Annotated in this window: 15 protein-coding genes; 9 read left to right on the forward strand and 6 right to left on the reverse strand. The window is 43.1% G+C overall.

What is annotated here, in order from left to right; genetic code table 11:
• Positions 1-8: 8 nt before the first annotated feature.
• Complete coding sequence (locus tag A7D14_RS11855) at positions 9-3,128, reverse strand: UvrD-helicase domain-containing protein (protein WP_067034692.1); 3,120 nt, start codon at positions 3,126-3,128, stop codon at positions 9-11.
• Positions 3,129-3,247: 119 nt separating this feature from the next.
• Between A7D14_RS11855 and A7D14_RS11860 the strand changes: the two genes are divergently transcribed.
• Complete coding sequence (locus A7D14_RS11860) at positions 3,248-3,856, forward strand: superoxide dismutase (protein ID WP_067034694.1); 609 nt, start codon at positions 3,248-3,250, stop codon at positions 3,854-3,856.
• 676 nt (positions 3,857-4,532) lie between these two features.
• Here the strand turns inward: A7D14_RS11860 and A7D14_RS11865 are convergent.
• The 4 genes from A7D14_RS11865 to purN form a co-directional block, all read right to left on the reverse strand.
• Complete coding sequence (locus A7D14_RS11865) at positions 4,533-6,431, reverse strand: amidophosphoribosyltransferase (RefSeq protein WP_067034697.1); 1,899 nt, start codon at positions 6,429-6,431, stop codon at positions 4,533-4,535.
• 45 nt (positions 6,432-6,476) lie between these two features.
• Positions 6,477-7,403, reverse strand: a complete 927-nt coding sequence (locus A7D14_RS11870; protein ID WP_067034700.1) for a PfkB family carbohydrate kinase — start codon at positions 7,401-7,403, stop codon at positions 6,477-6,479.
• A 155-nt stretch (positions 7,404-7,558) separates the two neighbouring features.
• On the reverse strand, positions 7,559-8,194 hold the full coding sequence (locus tag A7D14_RS11875) for a viroplasmin family protein (RefSeq protein ID WP_067034703.1): 636 nt from the start codon (positions 8,192-8,194) through the stop codon (positions 7,559-7,561).
• Positions 8,194-8,757: a phosphoribosylglycinamide formyltransferase gene (gene purN, locus A7D14_RS11880; RefSeq protein WP_067034708.1), complete on the reverse strand. Its 564-nt coding sequence runs from the start codon at positions 8,755-8,757 to the stop codon at positions 8,194-8,196. The genes A7D14_RS11875 and purN overlap by 1 nt, the downstream gene beginning before the upstream one ends.
• Before the next feature lie 161 nt (positions 8,758-8,918).
• On the opposite strand from purN, the gene A7D14_RS11885 reads away from it, so the two are divergent.
• From A7D14_RS11885 to pyk, 5 genes are all read left to right on the forward strand, one after another.
• Positions 8,919-9,152, forward strand: coding sequence for an acyl carrier protein (locus tag A7D14_RS11885; protein ID WP_009778413.1), 234 nt, complete (start codon positions 8,919-8,921; stop codon positions 9,150-9,152).
• A gap of 101 nt (positions 9,153-9,253) precedes the next feature.
• Entirely contained in the window at positions 9,254-10,504 is a 1,251-nt protein-coding gene (fabF, locus tag A7D14_RS11890; protein WP_067034710.1) for a beta-ketoacyl-ACP synthase II, read from the forward strand.
• Between the two features lie 10 nt (positions 10,505-10,514).
• Positions 10,515-11,252: a ribonuclease III gene (gene rnc, locus A7D14_RS11895; RefSeq protein WP_067034712.1), complete on the forward strand. Its 738-nt coding sequence runs from the start codon at positions 10,515-10,517 to the stop codon at positions 11,250-11,252.
• Between the two features lie 111 nt (positions 11,253-11,363).
• Entirely contained in the window at positions 11,364-11,828 is a 465-nt protein-coding gene (locus A7D14_RS11900) for an IPExxxVDY family protein (RefSeq protein ID WP_067034715.1), read from the forward strand.
• A 2-nt stretch (positions 11,829-11,830) separates the two neighbouring features.
• On the forward strand, positions 11,831-13,273 hold the full coding sequence (gene pyk, locus A7D14_RS11905) for a pyruvate kinase (RefSeq protein WP_067034718.1): 1,443 nt from the start codon (positions 11,831-11,833) through the stop codon (positions 13,271-13,273).
• A 12-nt stretch (positions 13,274-13,285) separates the two neighbouring features.
• On the opposite strand, the gene A7D14_RS11910 is transcribed toward pyk, so the two are convergent.
• Positions 13,286-13,804, reverse strand: a complete 519-nt coding sequence (locus tag A7D14_RS11910) for a PAS domain-containing protein (RefSeq protein WP_067034721.1) — start codon at positions 13,802-13,804, stop codon at positions 13,286-13,288.
• A 141-nt stretch (positions 13,805-13,945) separates the two neighbouring features.
• Between A7D14_RS11910 and A7D14_RS11915 the strand changes: the two genes are divergently transcribed.
• The 3 genes from A7D14_RS11915 (at position 13,946) to A7D14_RS11920 (ending at position 15,628) form a co-directional block, all read left to right on the forward strand.
• A complete protein-coding gene (locus A7D14_RS11915; protein ID WP_067034724.1) occupies positions 13,946-14,794 on the forward strand; it encodes a helix-turn-helix domain-containing protein in 849 nt (282 codons plus the stop codon).
• Between the two features lie 91 nt (positions 14,795-14,885).
• Positions 14,886-15,044, forward strand: a complete 159-nt coding sequence (locus A7D14_RS20060) for a hypothetical protein (protein ID WP_176712415.1) — start codon at positions 14,886-14,888, stop codon at positions 15,042-15,044.
• 35 nt (positions 15,045-15,079) lie between these two features.
• Entirely contained in the window at positions 15,080-15,628 is a 549-nt protein-coding gene (locus A7D14_RS11920) for a carboxymuconolactone decarboxylase family protein (protein ID WP_067034727.1), read from the forward strand.
• Positions 15,629-15,714: the final 86 nt, after the last annotated feature.

Consider the following 15,714-nt stretch of genomic DNA (forward strand, 5'->3'; position numbering starts at 1 on the left):
TTTTTTGTTTAGACGAAAACGGGATTAATATTTTGGTCAATATAGACAATAATGACATTTTTGATGGTAAAATCCATCTCTTTTAGCACATCCGCATATTGGGTGATTTGTTCCTTGTGCGAAGTCGATGGCTTTCCAGTTTTATAATCAATGATGTTGGCTTCCCTGCCCAGGATGGCAATCCGGTCCGGGCGAAGGGATGCCCCCTTCACAGTCAGAATTTCACGTTCGTTGATGATTTGGTAATCTTCTGAAAAATAAGCATTTAAGTCGGGGTGGGTGACCACATCCATCAGTTTTTGTTTGACTTCTTCCGAGGCATCCTTTTCAAAATGACCGGCCAGTTGAAGACTTTCCACCACATGCGGAACGTCTTTGGCATACGTGATTTTGCTCAGGGCAAAATGAATCAGATTCCCAAGCTCAATGGCCTCTTTTCGTTCATCATCCCACAAACGCCCAGAGGTGGTGGCAATGGTAAAACTTGTGTCGTTCTTGGGTCGGGTTATATAGTCAATATGGCTATCCCTCGTAGCGATTTGCACCGTGCCATCTTCAACCTCAGGAAGGGTACCAAATGCATAGACTTCCTGTTCGTTTTTTGGAACCCCCCGTTCTTGCAGATAGCCTTGAAATAGATCGGAATACGAAGTGGCACTTTCAATGGAGGTTACATCTTTGCCCGTTTCAGTGACCACAAAAAGCCCTTTAATGGGACGTGTCAAGGCCACATAGAGCACGTTCATGGCATCCAACACCGATTTTTGCTCTTCATCCCCATAGACTTGTGCTGTTTCATCATTGTATGCCAGCATCTCTTTATTGGTGTTGATGAGAAACTCTTCCAATCCCAAATCCTTTTCAGTCCCGGTTGCCGGCACCCAAGATTTCTTTTTCTTTCGCTTATCATCCAATAGGGCATTGGCAAAGGGAAAAATGACAAACGGAAACTCCAACCCTTTCGCCTTATGAATGGTCATGACCCGTACTGCGTTCACATGGTCCGGGGCCGCAATGGAAAGGGATGATTTTTTCTGCTCCCAATACTTCAAAAAAGAAAATACACTGGGGCCTTCCCTTTTTTCCACCACCAACACTTCGTCCATTAAAAAAGTAAGGTATGCAGTGGAATCGGAAGCAAGATCAAACTGTACAATGGCATTTTCCAAAATAGTAAAAACGGATTGCCCTTTCAGTTGACCCATGTGAAATCCATATTCTTTGGAGAGAAAAGATTCGATCCAATCTATGTTTTTGGAAATAAAATTGTGCTTGTCTATTTGTTCCTGGGCCAAAAACAACAAAACTTGATAGGCGGCCTCTCGATCACGGCTATTTTCAAATAGCTTCAACAGGGCAATCAAAAATGTGATCTTGTCATTATTGTTGAGCAACAACGCATCCGAAGAAAGAATGGGGATAGTGTGCTGCGCCAAAAAATCGGCCAAGAGCATTCCTTTATTGTTGTCCCGCACCAAAATACAGATATCCGAAAAAGGATGTTTTTTGGAAGTGATTTGGTTGATGGTTTCCAAAACCTGTTGGCAATAGACCTCGTCCTTGTCCTCAACTTTGCTGTCCAAAAAGGAGAGTTGGATAAACCCTCCGGGCTTGTTGTTCGGTTTTTGGTGTGCATCGTGCAAAAAGAGATTTCGATACGCTTCATTTTCAAGGACTGGTGCCACAGCGGTAAAAAATGAATTGTTGAACGCCACAATCTGGTCAAAGCTCCTCCAATTAGTGTCCAGTGAGTGAACGGTGGGTTCCACCACAAAAGGGTGCGATTTCCCGTTGATCAGGTCTAAAAACTGCTCGGCCCTACCGCCTCGCCAGCGATAGATGGCTTGTTTTACATCGCCCACCAAAAAGAGGGATCCCTTTTGATGGCGTTCATCCTCACTTTCCAGGGCATTGCCAATCAAGGGAACCAGATTTTCCCATTGCATTTGTGAGGTGTCCTGGAACTCATCAATAAAATAATGACGGTATTTTTCGCCCATCCGTTCATATATAAAAGGTACGGGCTGGTTCTTGATTTCTTTGGAAAGAATGGCGTTCAAGGATGAGATGGGAACAATGTCCCTGTCCAGCTCAATATTTTTGATTTCCTTGGCGATTTCGTTCAACACCGTCAGTGGAACAATGTTGCCATACATGTTCTTTAGGTAACTGCGTTGATACAGGCTTTGTTTGATGGACAAAAAGGCTTCCAAAACCATTTGCCCCAACAATGTTATGTCTCTTTTGTCGCTTGCTTTCAGGATTTTTCCCTCTTCCAGATTTTGCCCCAGTTGGTTATTGTAGAGTGTTTTGGTATTGAATTCTCCTTCAGAAATTTTTTTAAAGTGATTGGGAAGCGTTTGCCGGGGAAAATCAGCATGATCAAAACCTTGGTTTTCAATTTCTTGAAGCACATTTTGCGCAGCTTCTTTTACTTTGATTTCAAAAGACGCAATTTGAGAGGCGATGTTTTTCTGAATATCCTTAAAACCTTGAATGGATTCGGAACGCAATCGGTCAATATGTTCCGCATGGTTTTCTTGGAACAGCAATTTTCCAATGTCCAAAAGGTCGTAGGCAATGTTCCAACTTTTATCGTCATCAATTTTTTCCAAAGAAAAGTCGATGAGTACTTCGGTAAGTTCCTTGTCGCTTCCGGCTCGTTCCAAGAGTCTGCCCACAGCTTCCTCCAGTAGCAGGTCGGTGTCCAGTTCCACTTCAAAATTTTGGGAAAGCCGAAGGTCCCGGGCAAAGGTCTTTATGAGTTTGTGGTTGAACTTATCTATGGTGGAAACCTCAAAAAAGGAGTAATTGTGCAAAATCCGTTTGAGGATAAGTTTGGCCCTTTGTCGCAATTGATCTTCCGTTAATGAAAGTTCTTGGCAGAGTTCCTTGAACAACGGTTCCTGTTTTTCAGGCAGGGGATGCTTTCCAAAGTTATAGAGGTTCTCCAGAATCCGTGTTTTCATTTCATCCACGGCCTTATTGGTAAAGGTAATGGCCAAAATTTGCCTGAAACTGACAGGGGAATCGTTGGACAATAGCAATTTTAGGTACGCCTTGGCCAGGGCATAGGTCTTGCCCGAACCTGCAGAAGCACCGTATATTTTAAAATTGGAATGGTTCAAGGAAAATTTTGTTACAAATTACGGATTCCCAACCTGAACTTAACATGGTTTTAGGTGAATTTGTTTGTTAAAACCCGTATTTTTACACGAATCAAGTAATAACACAAAAACACAAAATTATGGCTTTTGAATTACCAAAACTACCGTATGCATACGATGCGCTGGAACCACATATAGATGCTAGGACGATGGAGATCCACCACACCAAACACCACAATGGCTACACTACCAAATTAAATGATGCCATTGCCGGAACTGATTTGGATGGAAAAGACATTGAGGATATTCTGTCCAATTTGGACATGTCCAACAGTGCAGTACGAAACAACGGAGGAGGATTCTACAACCATTCCCTTTTTTGGGAGGTGATGTCCCAAAACGGAGGAGGAGCCCCATCTGGGGAATTGGCTTCCGCAATTGACGGGGCTTTTGGCTCCTTTGAAGGTTTCAAGGAAAAATTTACCGCTGCCGCAGGATCTAGATTTGGATCGGGATGGGCTTGGCTGTGCGTGCACAAAGGTGGAAAATTGGAAATCTGTTCCACGCCAAACCAAGATAACCCCATTATGCCCGGCGTAGGTTGTGGAGGACATCCCATTTTAGGTTTGGACGTATGGGAGCACGCTTATTATTTGCACTATCAAAACAGAAGACCCGATTATATTTCAGCATTCTTTAATGTGATCAATTGGGAAAAGGTCGCCGAGAATTATAAGGCGGGCAAATAGGCAATAACAACCCTAAAGATATGAAGGCCGGACACTTAGTGTTCGGCTTTTTTTATGGGTTGAATTTTTTAGAATAGAAAAGGGCGAGGAAGCCCCCGCCCTTTTCGTCCCAAATCTTACCATAAACTTAACCTACTTATGCTATGGCGAGACTAAAATACTGGTATTGTGAGAAATAACAAAGGGTTTTGGATAAATTTTTGATTTTTCAATGAAAAAGAAAACGTGCAGTTCATCGATAAAATTGTTAAAGCGTTGGTAGTCAAATATAAAGAAGGCGGAGAATTCTCCGCCTTCTTTCCCCAAATCTTACCATGAACTTAACCTACTTATGCTATGGTTCTCCAAATGTACTGCAAGGCACCATTTGCCCGGCAAGCTTTTAGATGAAACTCCCTTTATTTGGTTGAACTGCCAAACATGCCTCCTAGAGATACTTTAAATGAAGAAAAGGATTACGAAGAGCCATAAAAGGAGAGATAAAATGGGGCGGAGAGAAAATAAAAAAGGTGGAATAGCTTCCACCTTTTTTGCCCCAAATCTTACCATGAACTTAACCTACTTATGCTATGGCGATACTAAAGTAGGTTTGCGAGTTGCCCATCGTACAAAAACCCGTTAATCTACTTGTTTCATCGATGAACTGCATACAATTTGGTTGAATGCAAACATGGGATCAGTAAGCGCGCTGGTTCTTACCCTCAAAAAAGTTGATGAATGCCCTGTTCACAACCCTGTTGCCGCCCGGGGTGGGGTAATTTCCTGTAAAATACCAATCCCCCAAGTTTTTGGGGCAGGCTGCATGCAAGCTCTCAATACTTTGGTAAATGATGTCCACTTCGGCCCTTATCCCTTCTGGACTTAGGATTTCAGCTATTTTTTTGGAAATCTGCTGCGCCGTGAACGGAGCATAAAACTCCTTCACATAGTTTACCACATCCTTATCCTTACTTTTGGTTTGGGTAAGGCATTTTTCATAGATCTCCCTTATCTTGTCCGTAGTGCCCGCCTCTTCATGAAGTACCTTTGCTGCCTTAAAGGCCACAAAATCCTCAAGTTTGGCCATATCAATCCCATAACAATCCGGGTACCGTATTTGTGGAGCGGATGATACTACAATGATTTTTTTGGGAGACAATCGATCCAAAATTTTAAGGATGCTCCTTTTAAGGGTGGTGCCCCTCACAATACTGTCATCAATGATCACCAAATTATCGTTTTGTTTTACGGAACCATACGAAACATCGTAGACATGGGTCACCAAATCATCCCGACTGCTATCTTGGGTGATGAACGTGCGCAGCTTGGCATCTTTAATGGCCACCTTTTCAATTCGGGGGCGTACATCCAAAATTTTGTGCAACTGTTCCCGTGTAATGGTTGGCCCCAGTTCAAAGATTTGTTCTTCCTTTCTTTTGTTGAGATAATTCTGGGCCTCTTTTACCATCCCAAAAAACGAAGTTTCGGCAGTGTTGGGAATATAAGAAAAGACCGTATTCTCCAAATCGTTGTCAATGGACTTCAAGATTTCAGGGAACACCAATTTCCCCAACATTTTTCGCTCTTGATAGATTTCTTTGTCACTTCCGCGTGAAAAATAGATGCGCTCAAAAGAACACGCTTTTCGTTCGGTGGGTTCTTGAATTTGTTTTAAGGAGAAAGATCCATCCTTCTTGATGATGACCGCATGCCCAGGATCTAATTCCTTGACATCCTCATATTGTACATTGAACACCGTCTGAATAGCAGGCCTTTCCGAAGCCACTACCGCCACTTCATCATCTTGGTAGTAATAGGCAGGGCGAATACCGGCAGGATCGCGTATCACAAAAGCATCGCCGTGGCCCAAGAGACCACCAATGGTATAGCCGCCATCCCAGTTTTTTGAAGCTTTTTTTAGGATTTTGCCCACGTTCAATCGCTCTGCGATCAAAGGGGAGGCCTCCCTTTTGCTGTATCCTTCTTTCTTTATCTGTTTGTAGAGCTTGGCCACGGCATCATCCAAAAAATGGCCAATTTTTTCCATCACGGTCACGGTGTCTGCCAATTCCTTGGGATGCTGTCCCAACTCCACCAAATTGCCAAAAAGCTCATCCACATTGGTCATGTTAAAGTTTCCGGCCACGATGAGGTTACGGTGCATCCAATTGTTCTGTCTGAGGAAAGGGTGCACACTTTCAATGCTATTTTTTCCAAAGGTGCCGTAGCGCACGTGTCCCATCAACAATTCACCAATGTAGGGAATGTGGCGTTTCTGCATTGCCACATCGTTTTCATACTCGGGATTCTCGGCCAATACCGAATTGATCCGGGCATTGATCTGATCAAAAATATCCTGAATGGGCTGTTGTTGTGCAGACCGTACCCGGCTCATGTAGCGTTCGCCGGGCTGCATATCCAACTTAATACTCGCAAAACCGGCTCCGTCCTGTCCGCGGTTGTGCTGTTTTTCCATCATCAGGTACATTTTATTGACTCCGTAAAAAGCTGTACCGTACTTTTCTTTGTAATACTCCAGGGGTTTAAGCAAACGGATCAGTGATATTCCGCATTCGTGCTTAATCGCATCACTCATAACAAACCAATAATAAAAAAGCCCCGAAAATTTCAGGGCGCGAATTTATGTTAATTCAATATTGAACTGGGTCAAATCCCTAAACTGCATCAGGCGGGCTTCCACCTCATGTTTTTGCAATTCCAACATCCGTTCCGTGCCAAATCGTTCCACACAGAACGAAGCCAGATTGGATCCATGTATAATGGCATTTTTCATGTTTTCAAAGGAAATATTACCTGTTTCGGCCAAATAGCCCGAAAAGCCACCAGCAAACGTGTCCCCGGCACCTGTGGGATCAAAAACTTCTTCCAAAGGAAGGGCGGGGGCAAAGAAAATGTTCTCCTTATGGAACAACAGGGCACCGTGCTCCCCTTTTTTGATGACCACATATCTAGGGCCCATTTCCTGGATTTTGGCAGCCGCCTTCACCAAGGAATATTCCTCGGTCAGTTGGCGGGCCTCCTCATCATTTATGGTGATGACATCTATCCGCTTTATGACCTCCATTAATTCGTCCCAGGTATTGTCCATCCAAAAGTTCATCGTATCCAAAACGATTAACTTTGGTCGTTCTTCCATCTGATTAATTACACTCATCTGGGTGTTGGGGTGCAGATTTCCCAACATGACCACATCGGCATTTTTAAAGTCATTGGGGACAACCGGGGTAAAATCCCCAAGCGTATTGAGTTCGGTCACCAAAGTGTCTCGGGAATTCAGATCATTGTGATATTTGCCTTGCCAAAAGAAGGTTTTTCCGCCTTTTACCACTTCAATGCCAGAAATATCAATGTTTCGGTCTGTCAATAAATCCAGGTATGCTTGCGGAAAATCATCCCCTACAACAGAAACTATGGCAGATTTTGCCTTGAATTGTGAAGCAGCCAACCCAATAAAAGGTGCGGCGCCACCCAAAATTTTACCAGTCTTGCCAAACGGAGTTTCAATGGCATCAAAAGCCACGCTACCGACAATCAGCAATTCACCCATTCACTAAATTTTGGTGCAAATATACGGTTTGATATTCCATATTGGAATCATTGGCATAGGATTTAAGAAAAAGAGGTGATAAGTTCAAGTTCAAAATCAAGTCCAAGTAAATTGGTCTTTTGTCTAGCATCTTATATCTCTTCGCTACAAAATCTTTATTTCCTGCCAAAATCAGCTGGGATTTCCCCCCATGCTTTGGTCTCCCATTTCACAATTGGAGTGGTGTAGCGGTTTTTTTTCAACCAATCCTCGGCACGTTCGATCAATTCAAAAAGGGCAGCATTTTTGGTACTTTTCTTGAGTTTGGTGCCACACTTTCCCTTGCGTACCCATCCAATGGCAATTCGGGAGTCTGAATATAGGATTCGATCACTGTTCTGTTTTTTCAGAAAGGCCAATCCGTGTACCAAAGCCAAAAACTCACCAATATTACTGGTACCTTCCTTGAACGGCCCTTGTTTGAAGAGTACTTTCTTGGTCTTGGTATCCACCCCACGATATTCCATTTTTCCGGGATTTCCACTGGAGGCGGCATCCACGGCAATGGAATTGTAATTGGGGTCTCCTATTTTTAATAGTTCCTCTGGGGAGAGCTCAGATTTTCCTTTGGACTTGCCCTTGTATTCCAAATAATTGCTGTTGAAGGCTTTTTTGGCCTCGGCAAAAGTGGCGAATGATTTGTACTGGGCGCCTTTGAACCCTTCTATCTGGGCCTTACAATCGTCCCAAGATTCAAAAATGCCGGGGTGTTTGCCTTTCCATACCACATAAAACTTCTGTTTTTTCGCCATTATAAAAGAAGTTTTTCAATCACTTTTGGGAAATGCTCATATTCCAATTGGTGCACTTTCTCTGCAATACTATCTGCATCATCCGAGGGCTCCACTGGGGTTTTTGCCTGAAAAATGATGGCACCTTCGTCGTAATGCTCATTAACATAATGTATGGTAATGCCGGTTTCTTTCTCACCATTTTCTTTTACGGCCTGATGCACTTTAGCCCCATACATGCCCTTTCCGCCATATTTGGGAAGCAAAGCGGGGTGAATATTGATGATTTGGGTAGGAAAAGCCTCAATGATGTTGGTTGGTACCTTCCATAAAAACCCGGCCAGTACAATAATATCAGGATTTAGGCTTTTGAGCAACTGCACCACCGCATTGGAGTGGATAAAAGCAGCTTTATTGAAAAAGAAAGCAGGAACTTTGAGTCGTTCGCACCGCTCCAAAACCTTGGCGGTATTTTTGTTGGTTAGCACGGCAGAGACTTGCACCATTGGGTTTTCCTTAAAATAGGTGATGATGTTTTCGGCGTTTGACCCGCTTCCCGATGCCAAGATGACAATTTGTTTCATCTGTTAGGAATTGATATGATTTTGGACTAACTTCAGGCGGCTAAAGTAAGATACTGAATCTTAAGATGTTTAATTTGGGGTACATTTTATCGTCAAATAGTGTATTTAATCCAAAGTTTTATATTTTTGCCAACAATTAAATTTTTAAAACCACTATAATTATGTCAGACATTGCATCAAGAGTAAAGGCTATCATCGTTGATAAACTAGGTGTGGATGAGAATGAAGTAGTAGCAGAAGCGAGCTTTACCAACGATTTAGGGGCGGATTCCTTGGACACTGTTGAGCTTATCATGGAGTTTGAGAAAGAATTTGACATTCAAATCCCTGATGATCAGGCAGAAAACATTGCAACTGTTGGCCAGGCCATTAGCTACATTGAAGAAGCGAAGTAATTATATGATATATTACTAAAGATTATAAATTATCCATGTGATGATAGGCACATGGATAATTTTTTTTATAATTTAGGTTCAAAAGGGTAAAAAATAGTTCAATGCAGTTAAAGCGAGTAGTGGTTACCGGAATGGGAGCATTGACCCCCATAGGTAACAATTTGGAAGCTTATTGGGAAGGACTACGGACCGGAAAGAGCGGTTCTGCGCCCATTACATATTTTGATACGGAGAAGTTCAAGACAAAATTTGCCTGTGAACTCAAAGGGTACAATCCAGAGGATTTCTTCGACAGAAAAGAGGCCAGAAAGCTGGATAAGTTTGCCCAATACGCACTGGTATCTTCCGATGAAGCCATTGCAGATTCCGGGATCGACCTGAACAATGTGGATAAATTTCGGGTAGGTGTTATATGGGGTGCCGGTATCGGTGGTCTGGAAACTTTTCAGAATGAAGTGATCGGGTATGCCCAAGGGGATGGAACACCACGTTTCAACCCTTTCTTCATACCAAAAATGATCGCAGACATCGCTCCGGGGAACATTTCCATCAAACATGGCTTTATGGGCCCCAACTACACTACGGTTTCCGCTTGTGCCTCTTCGGCCAATGCCATGATCGATGCACTCAATTATATTCGATTGGGTCATTGTGATGTAATCGTGACCGGAGGAAGTGAAGCTGCCGTTACCATTGCCGGTATGGGCGGGTTCAACGCCATGCATGCACTTTCCACAAGAAATGATAGTCCAGAAACCGCTTCAAGACCATTCGATGCAACCCGAGATGGGTTTGTGCTGGGTGAAGGAGGTGGTGCACTCATTTTGGAAGAATATGAGCACGCAAAAGCAAGGGGCGCAAAAATATATGCTGAAGTTTTGGGCGGTGGTTTGTCCAGCGATGCCTACCACATGACCGCTCCCCATCCCGAAGGGATAGGTGTGGTGAAAGTGATGGAAAACTGCTTGCAAAACGCCGGGTTGAAACCAGAGGATGTGGACGCCATCAATACGCATGGGACTTCCACTCCGTTGGGGGATGTTGCTGAACTGAAGGCCATTTCCAAAGTATTTGGAAATCATGCACCAGAAATCAACATCAACTCAACCAAGTCCATGACAGGGCATTTATTGGGAGCGGCAGGGGCCATTGAGGCCATCGCTTCCATATTGGCTATGCAGCACAGCATGGTGCCTCCGACCATAAACCACAGTGTTGTGGATGAGCAAATAGACCCCTCACTCAACCTGACCCTGAACAAGGCGCAGGAAAGGGAGGTCAATGTGGCTATGAGCAACACCTTTGGGTTTGGGGGACATAATGCCTGCATTTTGTTCAAAAAAATAGAGTAGTTTTGTACTTATGAAGCTCACCTCTAAAATATTCAATTCCCATCCGAAAACGGATGGGGATTTTTTTTTGGGGATTAAAAAAATCCTTGGTTTCAAGCCCAAGAACATTGAAATTTACAAGAAGGCCTTTCTACATCGTTCCGTGAACAAAAAGGATTCCGAAGGAAACCCCATGAATTACGAACGCCTGGAATTTTTGGGCGATTCCATGTTGGGGACCATCATTTCAAAACACCTGTACAACGAGGTCCCCGAAGGGGATGAAGGATATCTGACCAAAATGCGCTCAAAAGTAGTGAGCAGAAAACACCTCAATGAATTGGGCAAAGACCTCAATCTTTTGCGTTTTGTGGAGAGCCGGATTCCCAAATCCCATTTTGGGGAAAATATACATGGCAATGTCTTTGAGGCCTTGGTGGGGGCCATTTACCTAGATCGCGGGTACCAATACTGTGAAAAGTTCATCAATGAGAGGGTCATAGAGCCCTACGTGGACATAGAACAGTTGGAAGGAAAGGTCATCAGCTACAAGAGTCTCGTTATAGAATGGTGCCAAAAACAGAAGAAATCGTTCAATTATAATGTGTACGAGGACACAGGAAACGACGAGCTAAAACACTTTGCCGTTAAGCTCACCATTGGCGATAGGATCATGGCCAAGGCTAGGGCAACTTCCAAAAAGAAGGCAGAAGAAAAAGCTTCCAAAAGAGCCTATTTTGCCCTGCAGAACAAAATTGAAAACCAGTAACTTTAAATAAAAGTAAACTCAAACGTTTTCGTTGGTTTTAAAAGTGTATTGTTTTGTTTCAACTAGGCAGTCAATAGGATTAAGAGTATATTTACATTTCGTGTTAAGGGCATGTTGACGACGCACAAGATATCGGCAGACTTTTATGATGACAGTTTTAAGCTCATCGCCATACACAGTAATTTGGAGGATTATGCCATGACCTATGCCATAAACTCCAATTGCGGATTGTATTTGAAAAGGATGGCAAAAGACCTTCACCTTGATGAAAATCTATCATTTTCTGTGTTTGATTGGGATGATGAAATGAACGACATCTACTGGACGCTGATCTCCAACAAATGTGTTGTTGAAGAAGTTGTTCCGTCAGATGGCTTCTTTGGTGACGAAATGACCATGAAGACAAATTATCTGATAGGAGAGCGGAAAGAGGTCGACTATTTTTTAAAGGTTGATGCCGCTGAGGAACCAGCATTTTTACAAAAGGTGAAATCCATTAACAAAATATCCAAGGTCATCACCGCATATCCCATTGACACAGAAACCTTAAAATCAAAAAGAAATTTAATCTTTTAAAAATGCCAACTAGAAAGAAGACTAAAATTGTAGCAACGTTGGGCCCTGCCACCAGTAAGAAAGAAGTTCTCAAAGAAATGATTTTGGCAGGAGTGGATGTTTTTCGAATAAACTTTTCACACGCCTCTTATGATGATGTTACAGAACGTATCAAGATGATACGGGAGTTAAATGAGGAATTGGAGGTAAATACATCAATACTTGCAGATCTGCAGGGGCCCAAACTTAGAGTGGGCGTAATGGGTGGCGAGGCCGTTGTGGCCCCCGGGGACGAAATCACCTTTGCCACCGGAGAGCCTTTTGAAGGCACGGCCCAAAGGGTGTACATGAACTACAAAAACTTTCCCATTGATGTGAAACCAGGGGAGCGTATTTTGTTGGATGATGGAAAACTCATCTTTGAGGTAAAATCCACCAATGGAAAGGATGAGGTAACGGCAACGGTGATTCAGGGAGGTCCATTAAAATCCAAAAAAGGGGTGAATCTGCCCAATACGGCCATTTCATTGCCGGCGCTGACCAAAAAAGATATCAAAGATGCCATCTATGCCATTGAGCATAAGGTGGACTGGATTGCACTTTCCTTTGTGCGCCACAGTCAAGACTTGATGGACCTTCAGGAATTGATCAGTAAGCACACCGACCACAAAATTCCTATTGTGGCCAAGATCGAAAAACCCGAAGCGGTTGAAAATATTGACAAAATCGTTGCCTATTGCGATGGATTGATGGTGGCCCGTGGTGATTTGGGTGTTGAGGTCCCAGCGCATGAGGTTCCCTTGATTCAGAAAAAATTGGTGCTCAGGGCCAAAAAAGCCAGAATTCCTGTAATCATTGCCACACAGATGATGGAAACCATGATCACCAGCCTCACACCAACCCGTGCAGAGGTGAACGATGTGGCCAACTCCGTCATGGATGGAGCCGATGCCGTGATGTTGTCCGGAGAAACTTCCGTGGGGAATTATCCTGTTCAGGTCATTGAGAAAATAACAAGTATTTTAAACAGTGTTGAAGGTTCCAGTTTAATCAAGGTGCCCCAGACACCACCCCATATCAGGACCAAAAGATACATTACCAAGTCCGTTTGCTACCATGCGGCACTGATGGCCAATGAGATTCAGGCCAAGGCCATTTCCACCTTGACCAATAGTGGGTATACGGCATTCCAGATATCCGCTTGGCGACCCAGTGCCCACATTTTGGTGTTTACATCCAACAAAAGAATCCTGACCCAGTTGAACTTACTTTGGGGGGTGAAGGCCTTTTATTACGACAAGTTTGTGTCCACGGACCAAACCATAGAAGATGTGAACCAAATTGCATGCAAAAAAGGATTTTTGGGTGTTGGGGACATGCTCATCAGTCTTGCGGCCATGCCCATAAAAGATAAAGGAATGGTGAACACCCTTCGGGTGACCGAAATAGAGCACTGTAATTTTTAAGAGAAAGAGGAACTAAGCAACTTCTTTTTCAAAGGCGATAAAGTTGACCAACTTTCCGTCTTTATTCCAAATAGGAGCTCCTTTGATTTTACATTGATAAGGGGCTCCATTTTTTTTGTAGTTCACCAAAACCACCTCAAAGGGCACTCTGTTTTTGATGGCCTTTGAAATCAACTGTTTGGTCTCTTGGCACGTACCCTTGCCTTGAAATAGTGTAGGTTTTTTGCCAATGATTTCCTCTGGTTTATAGCCATTCATAAAATACATGTTCTGCGTAGCATAAACAATGTTTATAGCTGCATCGGTAACGACTACCGTATGATTTTTGTCCATGATTTCTTGGCGGAAAGGGAAGAGGTTTTCCCATTTCTCTTTGTCTGAAAGTCTATCCAAGGTTTCAACATCGTGGAGGTTTTGGCATATACTGTCAAAGAAAGGAGCATAAAAATCCATGGAACAAATGGGAGAGCTCCCTAACTTTCTTTTGCCGTAAAATTGGGTTACGGCCTCTTCATAAAAACGTGCATTCATACCCAATACTATAAAATTGATGAAATATGGACAAGACATTAACAGTCTTGTTTAAGATTTTGTTTGTTGATGGACGGAATATGCCATGTAAGTATGAACAAAAAAGGTTGACTAAAGGCTCTGTAAAGGAACGATCAACCCATGAAACACGAATACAAAGATTCCAGATTAGGGGCCATTTTGGGCTTTACAGAAGACATTAAAAGGGATCAAGAACGATTTTCCATTACAGCAAAGACCATTAAATTTTTGTGGAACAGAAACGATTGCCCCTTGACCATTCAGATAGATGGAATGGATTTGGAGCTGGAGCCCAATCAAATTGTCACGGTCACCTACCTACAGCATGTTTCGTATTCCCAAGCACAGTTACCACTTTCGGCCATCCTTTTCAACAGGGAATTTTATTGTGTGTTTGATCATGACAGCGAGGTTTCCTGCAACGGCATACTGTTTTTTGGAACCCAAGATGTCCCCATCATCACCATTCCCCAAGATCAGTTGAACAAGTTCGATTTGTTGCATGATATGTTCATTGAGGAGTTTTCAACCCCGGACAATATCCAAGGTGATATGCTACAGATGCTCCTAAAAAGATTGATTATTATGAGCACGCGTTTGGCCAAGGAACAGCTCATCGTAAAAACCCTTGGAAATGAGCAAATAGACACCATCCGAAGGTTCAATTTTTTGGTGGACCTGCACTACAAGACCAAGAGAAAGGTGAGCGATTATGCCGAAATGTTGTACAAATCCCCTAAGACACTCTCCAATCTCTTTTCCATTTACAACCAAAAATCGCCACAACAGATTATTTTGGACCGTATAGCTTTGGAGGCAAAGCGACTTATCAATTACACCGATAAGCAGAATCAGGAAATCGCCTATGAACTGGGGTTCAATGACCCGGCCCATTTCAGTCGATTCTTCAAAAAAATGACCCAGATGACCCCTTCAGAATACCGTGAAAACCTTCTTCTCACGGCCTAAGGGAAAATTGGTCAAGCCATCGGGAAATCCTTCCTAACCCCCACGCTCTTTTCCGCCGCATCTTTGCCCTGTAATTTAAAACAGATAAAAGATGAAGTCCACGGGAAAATCCATTTTCAATCTCATTGAGATTTTTAGAGCACCCAAAAAAACTGTGACACAGACCGTAAAGGCTGCGGAACACTGTGAACAAAAATACCATCACGATTTCTACTGTGATGCCGAAAAACCTTTTGTACAGACCTATTAATCCAGTTATAACAATTCATTTTAAAAATTAGAATTATGAGCACAATCAATGTACCTAAAAGAGAAGAAGTAAGTTCGGCCAACCAGGCCATTTTTGACAATTTGGAAAAAGCTTTGGGCTTTGTTCCCAACCTTTACGCCACCTTTGCCCACTCAGAAAACGCTTTGGGCAATTACTTGAATTTTGCGAACGCCAAAACCTCATTGAAAGCCAAAGAAAAGGAAGTGGTGAATTTGGCCGTGAGCCAGGTCAACAACTGTTTGTATTGTTTGTCCGCACACACCGCCATTGGCAAAATGAACGGCTTTACCGATGAGCAGATTCTGGAACTTAGGGCTGGAAAGGCTTCTTTTGACCAAAAATTGGATGCTTTGGCACGTTTGGCCAAAAATACAACCGAAAACCGAGGGGCAACAGATGCCCATGTGGTTGATAATTTCTTTGCAGCCGGATGGACCAAGGAAAACTTGATCGACACGATTGTTTTGGTTGGAGATAAAACCATTTCCAATTATATCAACAACACCACAGAAATTCCTGTTGATTTTCCAGTGGCGCAGCCTTTGGAAACTATTGAAGCCTAAAATCAATTAGGTGGAAATGTCATATCGAGCGCAGTCGAGATGTTTTGTCAATTGATGGCGTAAAGCGTTCTCGACTCCGCTCTAAC

The sequence above is a fragment of the Allomuricauda sp. CP2A genome (assembly GCF_001683915.1).
Classification (GTDB): Bacteria; Bacteroidota; Bacteroidia; order Flavobacteriales; family Flavobacteriaceae; genus Flagellimonas.